Origin of the sequence: Aquidulcibacter paucihalophilus, from assembly GCA_030285985.1 — a bacterium.
GTDB lineage: Bacteria > Pseudomonadota > Alphaproteobacteria > Caulobacterales > Caulobacteraceae > Brevundimonas.
In genome coordinates this window covers 2,327,525-2,341,755 of sequence record CP127384.1, presented here as the reverse complement: position 1 = coordinate 2,341,755, position 14,231 = coordinate 2,327,525, and the positions used below count along the sequence as shown (strand labels likewise).

Sequence of the window (14,231 nt, the reverse complement as noted above, 5' to 3'; positions counted from 1 at the left end):
AGCATGAGTGCAATGACCAGCCAGACAGTTTCCAGACAGTTCGACGAGCTCGATCCGGGCGTGCTTGTGGTCTGCGGCGATCAGGGCGAACGGTCGCAAATCTGCGACCTGCTGGAGGCCGAGGGCTTCCTGGCACGCGGCGTCGAAACCGGAGCGGAAGCGGAAGCCGCCCTTCGGCTTGAAGACGCCGACCTGATCATTCTCGATGGACGCTTGCGCGATGGCGGGGCCATGGCTGTCTGTCGCAGGCTGGCGGTTTCGTACGCCGCCCCGATCATCATGATCTCGGACAGCGCTGATGTAACCGATCGTGTCATCGCCCTGGAGGTCGGGGCCGACGATCTGCTGAGCCGCCCCTTCAACAGCCGCGAACTCCTCGCGAGAGCGCGTGCATTGGTTCGGCGCTCGAGAGCGCTGCTCAATGCCCGGATCCTTGGCATGGATGGCGGCCACCAGCGGGTTCGCGGTGCGCAGTCGTGGCGCATCGACGCCATAACGCGAAAGCTGACCGGCCCGACAGGCGACACCGCGGTGCTCACGCCGGGCGAAGTGGCCCTGCTTTATGTGTTTCTCGCTCGGCCGGGCCAGCCTGTGACGGGCGAAATCGCGGCTGAAGAACTCCCGGGCCTGTCGATCAATCATTTCCGGACATCGATCGTCCGGCTTCGCCGCAAGATGATGAAGGCCGGCCTGGAATCCGACACGGTGAAGACGCTGCGCTCCGGCGGGTATTTCATGGAAGAGGGTGTCGCCGCCCTCTGCGCCGGGTCGCAGGGCTTCGCCGCTTCCTCCCGTCAGATGAGCGAGGTCGATCGATCCCCGGCATTGTGACCGCTGCCTGGTGCGAGACGGTTTCAGTGTTCGATCTGACAGATGCTGCGACCCGCCGCGGCCAGGCGTTCCGCCGTGCGGCGGGACCCGCGTCGCCTGCCCTTCGGTTTCGGACACCGGCCAGCAGGACTGGAACGCCGACTTCCGGGCCGGACAAATGCATCGAGCGACCCTTGCCGGCAGCATTTGCAACTTTGCAACAACCCTCCCATTCGCTAACTAATTATACTGTAGTTGTTACAGTGTAGAATATGTGATCGGGCCGCCTCGTCTGTCGTGCTAATGACAAACAAGGGACACAAACTCTTTGGACGGGGATATTTGCTGTGTAGCCTGCTCCATCACTTCGCAGCGAAGTTAGGGGAGTTTGAATTGGCTAGAAACAAATCCGGTCTTCTGGGGACATCGATGCTGTGCGGGGCCGCCGTCCTCGCCATCACCAGCCCGGCCTTCGCCCAGGACAAGCTCCCGGGCGTCAACGTCCAGGGCCAGGCTGACCGTGAAGCCACCGAGATCGACGAAGTCGTCGTCACCGGTTCGCGCATCCGTCGTGACCCGACCAACGCCCCGACCCCGCTGATCCAGATCACGGGCGAGCAACTCCTGACTTCCGGCCAGTCGACGGTGATCGACTACCTGGCCACCTTGCCGGCCTTGTCGAGCTCATATGTTCCGTCGGACACGGCCGGTGGGTTCCTGAACGACGGGGGGCTGGCGCTCGCCAACCTGCGCTCGCTGGGTAGCGGTCGTACCCTGGTTCTCGTGGACGGTCGCCGGCACGTCGGTGCCGCTGAGGGCAATCTGGCCGTGGACATCGACACCATTCCGCGCCTTCTGATCCAGAACATCGAGATCGTCACCGGCGGCGCCTCGTCGGTTTACGGCGCCGACGCCGTCTCGGGTGTGCTGAACTTCCAGCTGCGCCGCGACTTCGAAGGCCTCGAGATCGACGCCAACTACGGCATGATCAACCAGGACGGCCAGGCCAACAAACGCATCTCGGCCCTGGCCGGCGTCAACCTGCTGGATGACAGGCTGAACCTGTACGCCTTCGGTGAGTACGAGGACATTGATGAGGTCCAGAGCCTGGATATCGACTGGCTTGACGCCGCGCATGCCCTCGTCGGCGTCGATGCCGATCCGACCAATGCGGTCAACGATGGTATGATCGACAACCAGTTGTTCAGCAATCTGAGGACCCTGCAGCGCCCGCGCTGGGGCCAGACCACGCTCGCCAACGCCCAGCGTCCGAGCCCGCTGAACGATCCCGATGTGCCGCTGGCCAACTGTACGGCGCTCACCAGCGCCAACTGCTACAGCGTCGACCCCACCAGGACCTACATCTACGAAGGCAACACCGCTCGTCTTGCCAATTTCGGTCAGCGGGTCGGCAACGTCGGGATCAACCGCCCGCTAAACATCGGCGGCGATGGTGAGGCACCTTCGCGCTTCGGCCAGGATTCCCGCCTTCCGCAGTCCACCTCGGCCCGCTACCAGGTCGGTGCCAATTTCGCCCTGCTGGATAACGTCGACCTGAGCGTCGAATACAAGATGGTCGAGGAGGACACCTTTGACGTCGCCCAGCCCACCTTCTTCGACATCTTCCTGAATGACGGCAGCTATGCCCCAACGTGGACCAACACGATCCGGGCCCTGAACCAGTTCGACCTGCGGTACACCGACAACGCCTACCTGCCCCAGAACGTGAAGGATGCGATCACGGGCAACACGGTCACCAACTGGACGGCCAACGCCAACACGGAGGGTACGGCGGCGACGACAACGGCCCGCCAGTGGGCGCGCCACGTGCTGTTCGGCCCGGATCGCACGCAGGACAACCACCGCGAAGTGAATCGCTTTGTCGTGGCCTTGAGTGGTGACTTCGATCAGATCGCCTTCATCCGGAACATCGACTGGGATCTGTCGTATGTCTCCGGCGAGGCCACGAATGCGAATGTCGAGCGCGGCGTCGACGCCCAGCGCTTCGCCCTGGCCGCTGACGCCGTCATCGACACGGCCGGCGTCGTCAATGGCCGTCCCGGCGAGATCGTCTGCCGCGCCCGTCGGATCGAGCGGTCGGGCGTGGGCGACCTCGACGACTATTTCCGGGGGGTCTTCGGCGGCCGCACCGCCTACAACAACGCCGCCTTCAAGGCAGCGGTCGACAACTGCGTCCCGCTGAATGTGTTCGGCGCCGGCAACCAGAGCCAGGCGGCGCTGGACTATGTCGATGCGGCGGTCACCGTGACGCACGCCAACGAACAGGAACAGGCGGTTGCGGCGATCTCCGGCCAGCTCTGGGACTTCTGGGGGGCCGGTGCGATCGGCATCGCCGTCGGTGCCGAACACCGGCGTGAGTTCACGGAAGGGGTCGGCCGCACCGCCAGCACCGGTGACCGTTTCCTGTTCCTCAACACGGGCGCGGATTTCGCTGCCGCGGAGTATACGTCGGAGGAGTGGTTCGCCGAGGCGTCCATCCCGCTGTTCCGCGACGGCTGGCTGGGTGAATACGCCGAACTGAGCGGGTCGTATCGTCGGTTCGACTATTCGACCGCCGGCGAGGGCGACGTCTATGGCGTGAACCTGGTCTGGCGTCCGATCGGGGACATCACGTTCAAGTCCAGCTTCAACACCTCGTTCCGCGCGCCGAACCTGTTCGAGAATTTCGCGCCCTTCAACCAGACCTTCGGCAACAACCTGGTCGATCCCTGCACCACCAATGACATTGCGCTGCAGACGGCCGAGATCCGGACGAACCGCATCGCCAACTGCCAGGCCCTCCTCGCCGCCTACAATACGGCCAATGGCACGGCGCTGACCTTCGACTTCGCCGGTGCCACCGCGACCAACCTGGACGACTTCATTCTCGCCGCAGGCGGTGGCCGTATCTATCCTTCGGGCATTGCCGGTGTTCTTGGCGGCAACCCCGCGCTCGAGCCCGAAGAGTCGGAAAGCTTCACCTTCTCGACGGTCCTTCAGCCGCGCTTCATTCCCAACCTCACAATCGTCCTCGACTACTATGAAATCGAGATTCAGAACGTGATCGCGAACCCGCTGGTCGGCGAAATCGCGGCCAACTGCGTCAACGGCCCGACCCTCAATGCGACGGCCTGCAACCTCATTTTCCGGAGAAACCCCGCGATCCCCTTCGGCATCGGGGCTCCCGGCGCGGACCCGGTCGGCGGCTTCATCCAGGCACCGCTCAACTACGCCGCGCTGCAGACGCGCGGCCTGGACTTCCAGGCGCGTTATTCGCTGGACACCGAAGAGGTGTTCGGCCGCAACTGGGGCAGGTTCGACTATAGCGTCGGCGGCCTCTGGCTGATCGAGCAGAAGCGGTTCCTCAATCCGGGCAACCCGAATGCCTTTGAGGAGCTGTCATCGGACGTCCAGCTTCCGCGCGTCCGTCTGACCTCGTCGCTGACCTGGACGCCCAACGACATCTGGAGCGTCAACTGGACGGTGGACTGGCAGACCGCCCAGGACAGCGCGCGGTACCGCGCCCAGGTGGGAACGGGCAATATCGACGTCCGTCCGCTCGACACCTATGACACGGGCAACTTCGCCCGCCATGACTTCACGGTCAAATGGAACGCCAGGGATGACCTGTCGCTACGGATGGGGGTGGTCAACGCCTTCGACGCCGAACAGGCCCGGTACCTCGGCGGTGTCCTGAACGCCAACTTCGATCCCTACGGAACGCGCTTCTTCATCGGGCTCAACTACCGCCCGTTCTAGAACTGCCTTCAACAACCAGGGGCGTAATGGGTTGTCCGCAAGGACTCCCATTATCGCCGGGCAAGGCCCCCCGTCGGCGATCGACGGGGGGTCGCGTCGGGTCAGGAAGGCAGGGACACCAAATGCGTCCCGGTCAACGCCCCATCCGTCGCATGCGGCGGGCAGGGGCGCCGCCCCGGGGTCTGGATACAGGAGGAGCAGAGCTTGAGCCTCATCTTGAACCGCCGCCACTGCCTGGCCGCCGCCGCATTCGGTCTGGGTCTCGGCCGGTCTGCGCCAACGGCGTTCGCCGGCTCCGTGGAAACGCGCCGAACCGTCTTCCAGAGCCGGGGACGGGATCATGTCGTCTTCGTGATGGAGCCCGCCGGGGCCGGCGATCTCACCGGCGCGGCGATCCTCCTTCTGCACGGCTCGGGCGGGCTTGCAGGGTCTCTGCGCGACTTCCATCGCGAAGCGGCCGCCTGGACCCTGCGGGGCTGTACGGTCGTCATTCCCGACTATTTCAGCGGCGCGCCCGACGCGGCACAGACCGATGACACGGGCTGGTGGGCCGAGGCGGTGCGCGATGCCTCCGCCTGGACGCTGGGGCTTTCCGGCGTGGACCCGGACCGTCTCGGCGCCCTGGGGTACTCCCGGGGCGGATACCTGGCCGCCGAGGTCGCCGTCCAGTCGACCGCGATCCGTGCGGTGGTCGGCGTGGCCTCGGCCGGCAATGTCGCGCCTGGCGACATCGTCCGCCGGCCGCAGGTTCTCCTGATACATGCGGATCGGGATCCGGTGATCCCGCCTGCCCGAACCCGCCGCTGGGCGGGCATACTGGAGAACGCCGGGGTGCCGGTGACCACAGTCACAATGCGGTCGTCGGAACACGTGTTCGACGAGCCGACCTGGCGCTACATTTTCGCCCGGGCGACCGGGTTTTTCGTCGACGCCCTCGCGCCGAGGCCTGCCACGCAAGACTGAAAGGGGCGGGCAGGGCCGCCAGGGGTGCGGCCAGGCAAGCGCCGGAAGGTCTCCGGCAGGGTCGGCCTGAGCCCCTGTCGGGGATGCGTCTCGTGAAGCCGTATTCGTCCAGGCGTCACCGGTTGCCGGCTGAGGTGATCCGGCCCGCCCCGGGCCAGGGCTTCCGGTACAGTCCAGCTTTCGGGATCTCGTGGCGCTGACCTGTCAGGACCTTGCGGAGCGGGGGGGCGGATCGGAGCATCGTCCCGGGTGTGCGTGGCGGTGCTGGCAGTCCAGTGGCAACCGGTCTCCGTTTTGAGGGCGGCGGGGCTGGTGGCCTCTTGTTTCACGCCGGGAGGCTGACGAGAGTGGCCGCCTCCTATGTGCTGACCAGGAGCGCCTCGTCACCTTTTCCGGGAGCCTGGCTTCGCCAGGGCGGTCCCTGGCCTTAGCATTGGCGTCACCATGGGAATGGTCAGCATGGTCGATGCGATGGCCATGAGCAAAAGGGCGGTGAAGGCGTCGTTGCTGATGATCTGCCGGTCCAGAAGGATGTTGGCGAAGATGATCATGATCAGCGCCTTGGTCTGGAGCAGCCAGCCGATCTTTGACGCCTCTCCCCGGGGCCATTTCAGGATTCGGCCCGCGAGCTGAACGCCGGCCAGCTTGCCGGCGACGGAGGCGATGAGGAGGAGGCCGGCGGCCATGAAAACCGCCGCCCCCCCGACGTCCCACCGGGTCTTGAGCCCTGTGCTGAGGAAGAAGACCGGCATGATCGCGAGCAGGATGTGGTTCCGGAACAGGTCCATCCTGCTGCGGTCGAACCAGCCTTGATCCAGCACGGCACCGGCCAGGAATGCCCCCACCATGAAATGCAGGCCGGACCAGTCGCCGGCCAGCCCGCAGGCCGCCAGCCAGATCAGACTGACATACCAGCGATCGGGTTCGGGAATGCGCCGCATCAGGGCGCGCACCGCCATGGCCGCGACGGCAAAGCCGACCATGAAGACCGCCTGGCGGCCGATGCGGTCCCAATCGAGCAGGATGAGCGCCAGCACCGCCCAGATGGCGATGTCATCGAGGCTGGCGTAGCGCAAGATGCGCTGGCCGAGAGGCCGACGCAGGATCTCGAGCTTCTCCATCAGCAAGACCAGGATCGGAAGGGCCGTCACCGCGCAGGCCATGCCGATACCGAGCACGACCTGCCAGTTCTGACCGTCTGATCCGGCCCAGCCCGGAAACTGCAGCAGACAGACAGCCGCCACGGTGCCCGCCGCCAGCGGCGTCGCGAGGGCGAGGCCAGCCGTCACGCCCGTCTCGACCCGATGTTCCCAGACCTTGCTGAGGTCCAGTTCCAGTCCGGCGATGAAGACGAAGATCATCACCGCCCACCAGGCGACCCCGTTGAGCGCCATGATGACCTGGGGATTGAATACCGCGGCATGGGCCTCGGGAAACGCGGCTCCGAGCACACCCGGCCCGAGCAGGACGCCGGCAATGATCTGCACCACCACCAGGGGCGCGTAGAACTCCGTCCGGAAGCCGCGCCAGATCAGATACGGCACGCTGAAGATCAGCAGCATGGCGAACAGATAGAGTTCGGTCGTGCTTATCGCGTGATTCAACGTCGCCCTCCGTCCGTTCCCAAGCGATCTGAAAGGAGTGGGGTCAACCGCCCGGCTGGCCGTAGCGGCGCTCGACCGGGGCGTACCGGTCCCAGACGGACCGGTCGTCCAGTGACCGGAGCAGCTTGATGTACTCCGCATGTGTCCATGCGAGGGGGGTCGCCGAATCCGTGCCGTCACCCGGTTGATAGCGCCGCGGGGTGGCATTGCCGACACCGTCCCAGACCTGTTCGGGCAGCAGCAGCCCGTCGTTGGCGAAGGATTCCATCCCCCGCACATAGGTCCGGCGGATCGCCTCGAAGGCGGCGTCCGGTGCGGACTCCGAGACGGCGCGGGCAATTTCGTAGTGGCCGCGTTCGCCGGTGAAGATCGGCCAGACCCGACCGCGCTGGCCCGGCGTCATGCCGCCGACACCGTAGTTGCCGCCCGTGTCGGTGTTCTCGCCATAGCCGTCGTTGCCATAGCGGCGGAAACCGGGACTGCCGTTCAGGTCGTAGCGGACGCGGAAACGGGCCTCGCGCGTCTGGTCGTCGTATTCGGGCAGGCTGTCCGTGATCGACGGCGCATCGGCGGCCCGAACGCCGTAGCGGACGAGTTCGAGGAAGCCGCCGTCGATGATGCGATCCTCGGCCAGGGCGGGCTGGCCGTTGTTTTCCCCGAGGGGCAGCTTGTCATTGGGGTTCTCATTCCGGCTGAGGCGCAGGAAGTAGCGGCCGTCGCCGAACTCGCCGGACGTGGTGAACATCCGCGCCTCGATCCTCGCCGCATAGTCGTCCGCGGCGGCCTCGTAGCGGGTGGCGGAGGCCGGGTCGCCCGAGGCGCGCGCAATGTCGGCGGCGACGGTCAGGCCGGTGATGACAGCGGCCGTGGTCGAGGGTGAATAGCCTTCCTGTTCCTCCCAGCGCTCCTGCTGGCTCCAGGGCGGGGTGATCCGTCGGTCGTTCCAGAGGATGCCGACCGTACCGCCGTCGACGAGGAAGTCGGCGGCCGGCTTGATCATTCGGCCATACATGGCGGTCATTTCGGCGTCGGAGACGAGACCGGCCTTCCAGAGTTTCCAGCCCAGCATGATGGGCATGGCGGTCTGGTCCAGCTGGACCCCGACCCATTCGATCTCGCCGTCGACGTGGGTCTTCTGCAGGAACCAGCCGGTCGCGCCGGTATTGCCCGGCGTGTCGGCGCGGACCTGGACCTGGGGCAGGTAGCGGAAGGCGGCTCGTGGAGTCTCCGTGTCCCCGAGGGCCGCCATGGCCATGGCGACCTGATAGAAGTCGCGCGGCCAGACGGCCTTGTAGCCGGTCGAGGACTCCGTCGCATCGACGGTATCGCCCCATGGGTTTGACAGCGACGCGATCAGGGCACCGGCATAGGTCCGGTCCTCCTGCACCTTCAGCATCAGGGCCGAGGCCCAGGCCAGCTTGCCGCCGTCCGTGGATTGGCGGGCGATGCGGGGCAGTTCGGACAGGGAGGCGAGATAGTCCTCCCAGCCGACGTGGTCGCCCTGACCGTTGAAGCGCGCCAGGACCTCATCAAGGCCGGTGGCGAAGCTCTCACCCGCGGCCTGCCGGGCCTCCTGTCGGGACCCGCCGAAGCCGATCACGAAGTCCCGGCTGAGCGTTTCTCCCGCGCCAATGTTGCCGAGGCCCCCGGTCAGCATGATGTTGCCGGACGCGTCTCCGGTGGAGCGGTAGACATGGTCGAGCCGACCGTCCGCGAGGTCCGTCAGGCCGTCGGAGGTGCCGACGAAGCCGACACTGGCGGCGATGAAGGCGTGATCGGCCTGAAGCACGAGGTGGGTGTCGCCTTCGTAGGCATACAGGGCTCCGGGCTCTTCAATCCGGGCGTCTTCAACCTGGGTGAAACCCATAGCCACGGCGTCGCCGGAGTCGCCGACGCCGGTGTTGGCCATGTGCGGCTCAAGCAGCAGGTAGGGCGTAACCTCGCCCCGAAGCGCGCGGATGGAGGCCCGGATGACGAGCGATTGCGAGTCCGGGTCGGTGTAGATCCGCTTCTCGATCTCATACCGCCCCTGGCGGTCCGTGGTGATGATGCGATAGGCCGGCGACAGCGGGCGGCCCTGAGCATCCGTATGCAGATATTCGGTGCGGCTGGTGGTGTCCGTCCCCTCGACCGACAGCCCGGTTCCCGTAACGACGGCGAAGCGGAGTTGCTTGATCTGGGCCTCGTGGATCAGGCCGTACATGGTCTCGGTCAGGACACCGTCGGCGAGCGAGAACCAGACGCGACTGACGTCGCCGGTGCGGCCACCGTCGCGGTACTGGCCGTCGACATAGGCCTCGTACGACGCGCCGACACCCGTCTTGGCGGCATTGACCCAGGTCGGCTGGTCACCCGGCGCGCCGGGGGCGACGGCGGCGATCTGCGGGGCCGGATCCGGCAGGGGTGCCGCTTCACCGCCGGGGAGCAGGCCTTGCAATGTCGAGCATCCGGCCGTGGCGAACAGGGCGGCGCAGAGGACGAATGGAGAGATGCGCATCAGGAACTCGTCAGGCGGGGGGGAGCAGGAAGGTGAGGGGGGCGTCGAGGCGCTGGTTCCACGACGCTTCATTGTGTTCGGCACCGGGGAACACCAGGCTGCGGAAGCGGTCCGGGCCCCAACCGCGACCGGCCACGACTGTATCGATACGGCTTTGGAAGAAGGCGTAGAATTGGTCCAGGGTCTCATCACCGCGATCGAAATACAGCCGGTGCGCGCGCGGGTCGGGCAGCCCTTCGGCGATGACCCGGCTCCAGGTCTGGACAATGGTTTCGCGCCAGCGCTCCAGCCGGTTGTCGTCCAGTCGCTCGACCCGCAGCGGCCAGTGGGTCGAGACGCAGCCGGCACCGCCGAACACCTGCGGATGTTTCATCAGGGCGTAGAGCGAGATCAGTCCGCCCATGCTGGAGCCCATGATGGTCGTGTCGTCGCGACCTGGCCGGGTCCGGTAGGTCCGGTCGATGAAGGGTTTCAGTTCCTCGACGAGGAATCGCAGATACGCATCTGACAGCGGCTCGCCGCCATAGAGGGAAAGCAGGTCCGCGCGGATGTCCTCCGGCAGGGCCCGGATCATGTCGGCCGGGACGTATTCGCGCAGTCGCAGCGGCGTGTTCCAGACACCAACCACGACAGGCATGCGAATCTGGCCGTTTCCGCCGAGACGGCTGATGTGCTCGTCCACGCCCCATTCCACGCCATAGCCGGCGGTCGAACCGTCGAACAGATTCTGGCCGTCGTGCATGTAAAGCACCGGCCAGGCCGCGTCGGCGGCGTCATAGCCCGGTGGCAGCCAGACGGTGACATTGCGCGGCCCGAGGTGGGCCGAGACGACATCTGTGTGCTGCACCAGACGGCCGCTCGCCGGGGCGTCCGCGCGGGCAAGTCCGGCACAGCCCAGAACCGGCAGGCATACGAGGCCGGCAAGGGCGGATCGCCGGTCGAGGCTCATTCGGCGGCCCCGGGCTCGGTGACGCCCAGGCTGACGGCGGCGGCGATGAAGAAGCTCACGCCGCCGATGACCAGTGCCATGATGGCCTGACCGTCGAACAGGCTCTTCAGGACCAGGCCGAGGATGGTGGCGGCGAGGAGTTGGGGCACCACGATGAAGATGTTGAAGATGCCCATATAGACGCCCATTTTCCGCCCCGGCACAGCGCCTGCCAGTATGGCGTAGGGCATGGAGAGGATTGACGCCCAGGCGATCCCGACGCCGATCATCGGCAGCCACAGCAGCTGGGGATCGCGGATCAGGAAGACGCCGATGAGGCCCAGCCCGCCGAGGGACAGATTGATGGCGTGGGCGACCTTCCGGCCTGTGCGCCGGGCGATGACCGGGATGGCGAAGGCCGCGAGGGCAGCGACGCCGTTGTAGACGCCGAACAGGACGCCGACCCAGTTGGCGCCTTCGTTGAACGCCGCCGAGGTCGGGTCGGTGGCTCCGTAGTGGACCGCTGTGACGGCCGCCGTGGTGTAGATCCACATGGCGAACAGGGCGAACCAGCTGAAGAACTGGACCACGGCCAGACCGCGCATCGTCCGGGGCATCCGGAAGACGTCGTCGATGATTTCGGTCAGTCCGTTGGAGGCGCGGGCCCGATGCATCAGGCCGACGACGATCTGCAGGACGCCAAAGCCGGCGAGGAAGCCTGAAAGGACGTAGAGCTCCTTTTCGACGCCCGTCGCCCGGACGCCGTAGATCCCGGCGCAGCCCACGATCAGCCAGACAAGGCCGCCGAGCATATAGGTGGTGGAGCCGCGGGCAGGGGCCTGCCGCTCATCGGTGCCTTGCGCCGCGAGCGCGGCGGTACGGGTGGTTTCGAAGGCGTCGATTTCCTCGGGGCTGTACTCCCGGGTCGAGAAGACGGTCCAGAGCACCGCCAGAAGCGTCCCCGCGGCGCCGATGTAGAAGGACAGCTTGACGGAGTCGGGTGTCACGCCCTCGGCTGCGGTCGACACCACGGCGAAGACGTTGGTCAGGATCCACGGCAGGCAGGAGGCCAGCACCGCACCCGTGCCGATGAAGAAGGTCTGCATGGCATAGCCGCGGGTACGCTGTTCGTCCGGCAGGTTGTCGCCGACGAAGGCGCGGAACGGCTCCATGGTCACATTGATGGCCGCATCCATGACCCAGAGGGTGGCTGCTGCCAGCCAGAGGCTCGGGGCGTTCGGCATGTAGATCATGGCCGCAGAGGTCAGGATGGCACCGACGAGGAAATAGGGCCGCCGGCGACCCAGCGGCCCCCAGGTCTTGTCGCTGAAATGGCCAATGATCGGCTGGACCAGCAACCCCGTCAGCGGTGCCGCGATCCACAGGATCGCAAGGTTGTCGACCTCGGCGCCGAGGGTCTGGAAGATGCGGCTGGCGTTGCCGTTCTGCAGCGCAAAGCCGATCTGGATGCCGAAGAAGCCGACGCACATGTTCCAGATGGCGAGCTGGCTCAGGCGAGGCCGGGTGCGACCGGCAAGGCTGATGTCAGGGGCTGTTGTGCTCATGCGCGGCGTCCTCGGCCGATGGGAACGAACCGGATCGCCTGGCCGCCACCGGGTGCCAGGTGAAGGCTCAGTGTGTCTGCTGACGTCACGTCGCGCGACTCGATCACGATAGCCTCGCGATTGGTGTTCCAGTGGGTGTCGGGGGCGTCGCGGTAGATTTCGGCCCGGTAGCGGCGGCCGGAATCGAGGAAGGAGAGGGGCGTGTCCAGCACGCGCGGATGCTCGTCGGTCATGGCGCCCAGGAACCACTGGTCGGAGTTGCGGTCCTTGCGGGCGATGGTGACGAAGTCGCCGATTTCGCCGTTCAGCACCCGGGTGTCCGACCAGTCGGTCACCACGTCCTTGATGAACTGGAACGGGCCGGGATTGGCCTCGTAGTTTTCGAGCAGGTCAGCGGCCATGACGATGGGGCTGTAGATGGTCACATAGAGCGCCAGCTGTTTGGCCCAGGTGGTCGCGATGCCGTCCGGCGCGCGCGTCTGCATGCCGAAGATGCCCGGCGTGTAGTCCATCGGCCCGGCCAGAAGGCGTGTGAAGACCAGATTGGGCTCGTGCTCGGGCGGGTTGCCGGGCTGGCCCCAGGCGCTGAATTCGGTCCCGCGTGCGCCTTCGCGAGAGATCATGTTCGGCCAGGTCCTGCGGAGACCGGTGTCCTTGAACGGCTCATGCGCATTGACCGCGACCTGATATCTCGCCGCCGTTTCGACCACGCGCAGATGGTGCTGCGCCATCGGCTGGCTTTCATGCCAGGCGAGGCGGGGCTGGCCGTCCGGGCCGCGCACCCGGGCACCCCCGGCGTCGGCGACATAGCCCGTCTTGACCGAGTGCCAGCCGAACCGCTGCATCTGGGCGAACGCGGCGTCCAGCTGTTGCTCATAGTGGTAGCCGTTGCCGCCCGTTTCATGGTGGCCGATGATCTCGACGCCCTTCTGCCGCGCATGGGCGGCGACGCGTTCGATGTCGAAGTCGGGATAGGCCTGGGTGAAGCTGTAGTTCCAGCCGGTCCCGAACCAGTCGCCGTCCCAGCCCACGTTCCAGCCCTCGATCAGCACGCCGCCGAAGCCGTGTTCGGCCGCGAAGTCGATGTGTTTGATGGCGTTGTCGGTGGTCGCGCCGTGCCTCGGGCCGGAGTTCCAGGTCTTCAGGTCCAGGTGCATTTCCCACCAGATGCCGACGTATTTCATCGGCCTGAACCAGCTGACGTCGCCCAGCGCATTGGGCTCGTTGAGGTTCAGGATCAGGCTGGATTCGACCAGCGCCCCGGCGCGGTCTGCGATTTGCAATGTCCGCCAGGGGGTGGTGAAGGGCGTGGCGAGTTCGACCGCCGCGTTGGACAGGCCCGGTGTCAGCGCTGCCTTGAACCGCCCGCCTTCGACCCGGCGCAGGTTCATTCCGGAATAGTTGGTCAGCGCCGCTTCGTGGATCGAGATGTGAAGGCCATCGTCGGACCGGACCGTCAGCGGCGTCTGGGCCACGCCGACCGCGTCGATCCGGGTGCGGTTGTAGAGATATTCTTCCCGGTTCCACTCGAACGCCGGGATCCACCAGGCGGTGCCCGGATCGGCGACCGCGAACTCGGTCAGTTCGTCTCCGATCTTCACCGTCTTCAGATTGGGCTGGTCCGGGAATTCGTAGCGGAAGCCGACGCCGTCATCATAGATGCGGAAGACGACATCGATCCGCCGCTCGAGATCGCTCCGCTCGCTCAGGTGGACGCGGAGCTGGGTGTAGTGGTTCCGGATGAAGCGACGTTCGCCCCAGGGCTGTTCCCAGGTGTCATCATGCTGTGTCGGGGCCTCGGCCGTGACCGTGAAATTGCGCTCCAGCTTGGCCGCGTCGGTCAGCAGGAAGCCGAGGCGCGAGGGTGCGATCACAAGGCGACCCAGACGGCTGACGCTGTATTCGGGCCGACCTTCGCCGGTGACCGAGACGGATACGGACAGCACGCCGTCGGGTGACGTGGCACCGACGCTGACGGATGGATCCCGGGCCTGTGCCGTGGTCGCCGGAAGGGTGGCGATCAGGGCGGTGGTCGAAATCAGGGAGCGGCGTGTCAGCATAGGGCGAATCTCCACAGTGCGGCCCTTGCCAAGCGCGGTCGGTAC

8 protein-coding genes are annotated in these 14,231 nt (G+C 66.1%); 3 read left to right on the top strand and 5 right to left on the bottom strand.

The window, feature by feature from the left end:
* Window positions 1-66: 66 nt before the first annotated feature.
* From KB221_11570 to KB221_11560, 3 genes are all read left to right on the top strand, one after another.
* Entirely contained in the window at window positions 67-831 is a 765-nt protein-coding gene (locus KB221_11570) for a response regulator transcription factor (GenBank protein WIY68717.1), read from the top strand.
* Window positions 832-1,239: 408 nt separating this feature from the next.
* The gene (locus KB221_11565) at window positions 1,240-4,569 is read left to right on the top strand and encodes a TonB-dependent receptor (GenBank protein ID WIY68716.1); all 3,330 of its coding nucleotides are present in this window, start codon (window positions 1,240-1,242) and stop codon (window positions 4,567-4,569) included.
* Between the two features lie 204 nt (window positions 4,570-4,773).
* Complete coding sequence (locus KB221_11560; GenBank protein WIY68715.1) at window positions 4,774-5,532, top strand: prolyl oligopeptidase family serine peptidase; 759 nt, start codon at window positions 4,774-4,776, stop codon at window positions 5,530-5,532.
* A gap of 383 nt (window positions 5,533-5,915) precedes the next feature.
* Here KB221_11560 and KB221_11555 read toward each other — a convergent pair whose 3' ends face one another.
* Genes KB221_11555 through KB221_11535 form a run of 5 tightly spaced genes read right to left on the bottom strand, consistent with a single transcriptional unit; the run spans window position 5,916 to window position 14,186 of the window.
* Complete coding sequence (locus KB221_11555; GenBank protein ID WIY68714.1) at window positions 5,916-7,136, bottom strand: cation:proton antiporter; 1,221 nt, start codon at window positions 7,134-7,136, stop codon at window positions 5,916-5,918.
* Between the two features lie 43 nt (window positions 7,137-7,179).
* Window positions 7,180-9,633, bottom strand: coding sequence for a glucan 1,4-alpha-glucosidase (locus KB221_11550; protein WIY68713.1), 2,454 nt, complete (start codon window positions 9,631-9,633; stop codon window positions 7,180-7,182).
* 10 nt (window positions 9,634-9,643) lie between these two features.
* A complete protein-coding gene (locus KB221_11545; protein WIY68712.1) occupies window positions 9,644-10,582 on the bottom strand; it encodes an alpha/beta hydrolase-fold protein in 939 nt (312 codons plus the stop codon).
* Window positions 10,579-12,126: an MFS transporter gene (locus KB221_11540; protein WIY68711.1), complete on the bottom strand. Its 1,548-nt coding sequence runs from the start codon at window positions 12,124-12,126 to the stop codon at window positions 10,579-10,581. The genes KB221_11545 and KB221_11540 overlap by 4 nt, the downstream gene beginning before the upstream one ends.
* Complete coding sequence (locus KB221_11535; protein WIY68710.1) at window positions 12,123-14,186, bottom strand: glycoside hydrolase family 97 protein; 2,064 nt, start codon at window positions 14,184-14,186, stop codon at window positions 12,123-12,125. Before KB221_11535 ends, KB221_11540 begins: the two co-directional genes overlap by 4 nt.
* Window positions 14,187-14,231 lie beyond the last annotated feature (45 nt).

Bases quoted from the DNA above. Each gene is read 5' to 3' on its own strand.
- KB221_11565 (WIY68716.1), top strand. From the start codon at position 1,240: ATGCTGTGCGGGGCCGCCGTCCTCGCCATCACCAGCCCGGCCTTCGCC.
- KB221_11550 (WIY68713.1), bottom strand. From the start codon at position 9,633: ATGCGCATCTCTCCATTCGTCCTCTGCGCCGCCCTGTTCGCCACGGCC.
- KB221_11545 (WIY68712.1), bottom strand. From the start codon at position 10,582: ATGAGCCTCGACCGGCGATCCGCCCTTGCCGGCCTCGTATGCCTGCCG.
- KB221_11540 (WIY68711.1), bottom strand. From the start codon at position 12,126: ATGAGCACAACAGCCCCTGACATCAGCCTTGCCGGTCGCACCCGGCCT.
- KB221_11535 (WIY68710.1), bottom strand. From the start codon at position 14,186: ATGCTGACACGCCGCTCCCTGATTTCGACCACCGCCCTGATCGCCACC.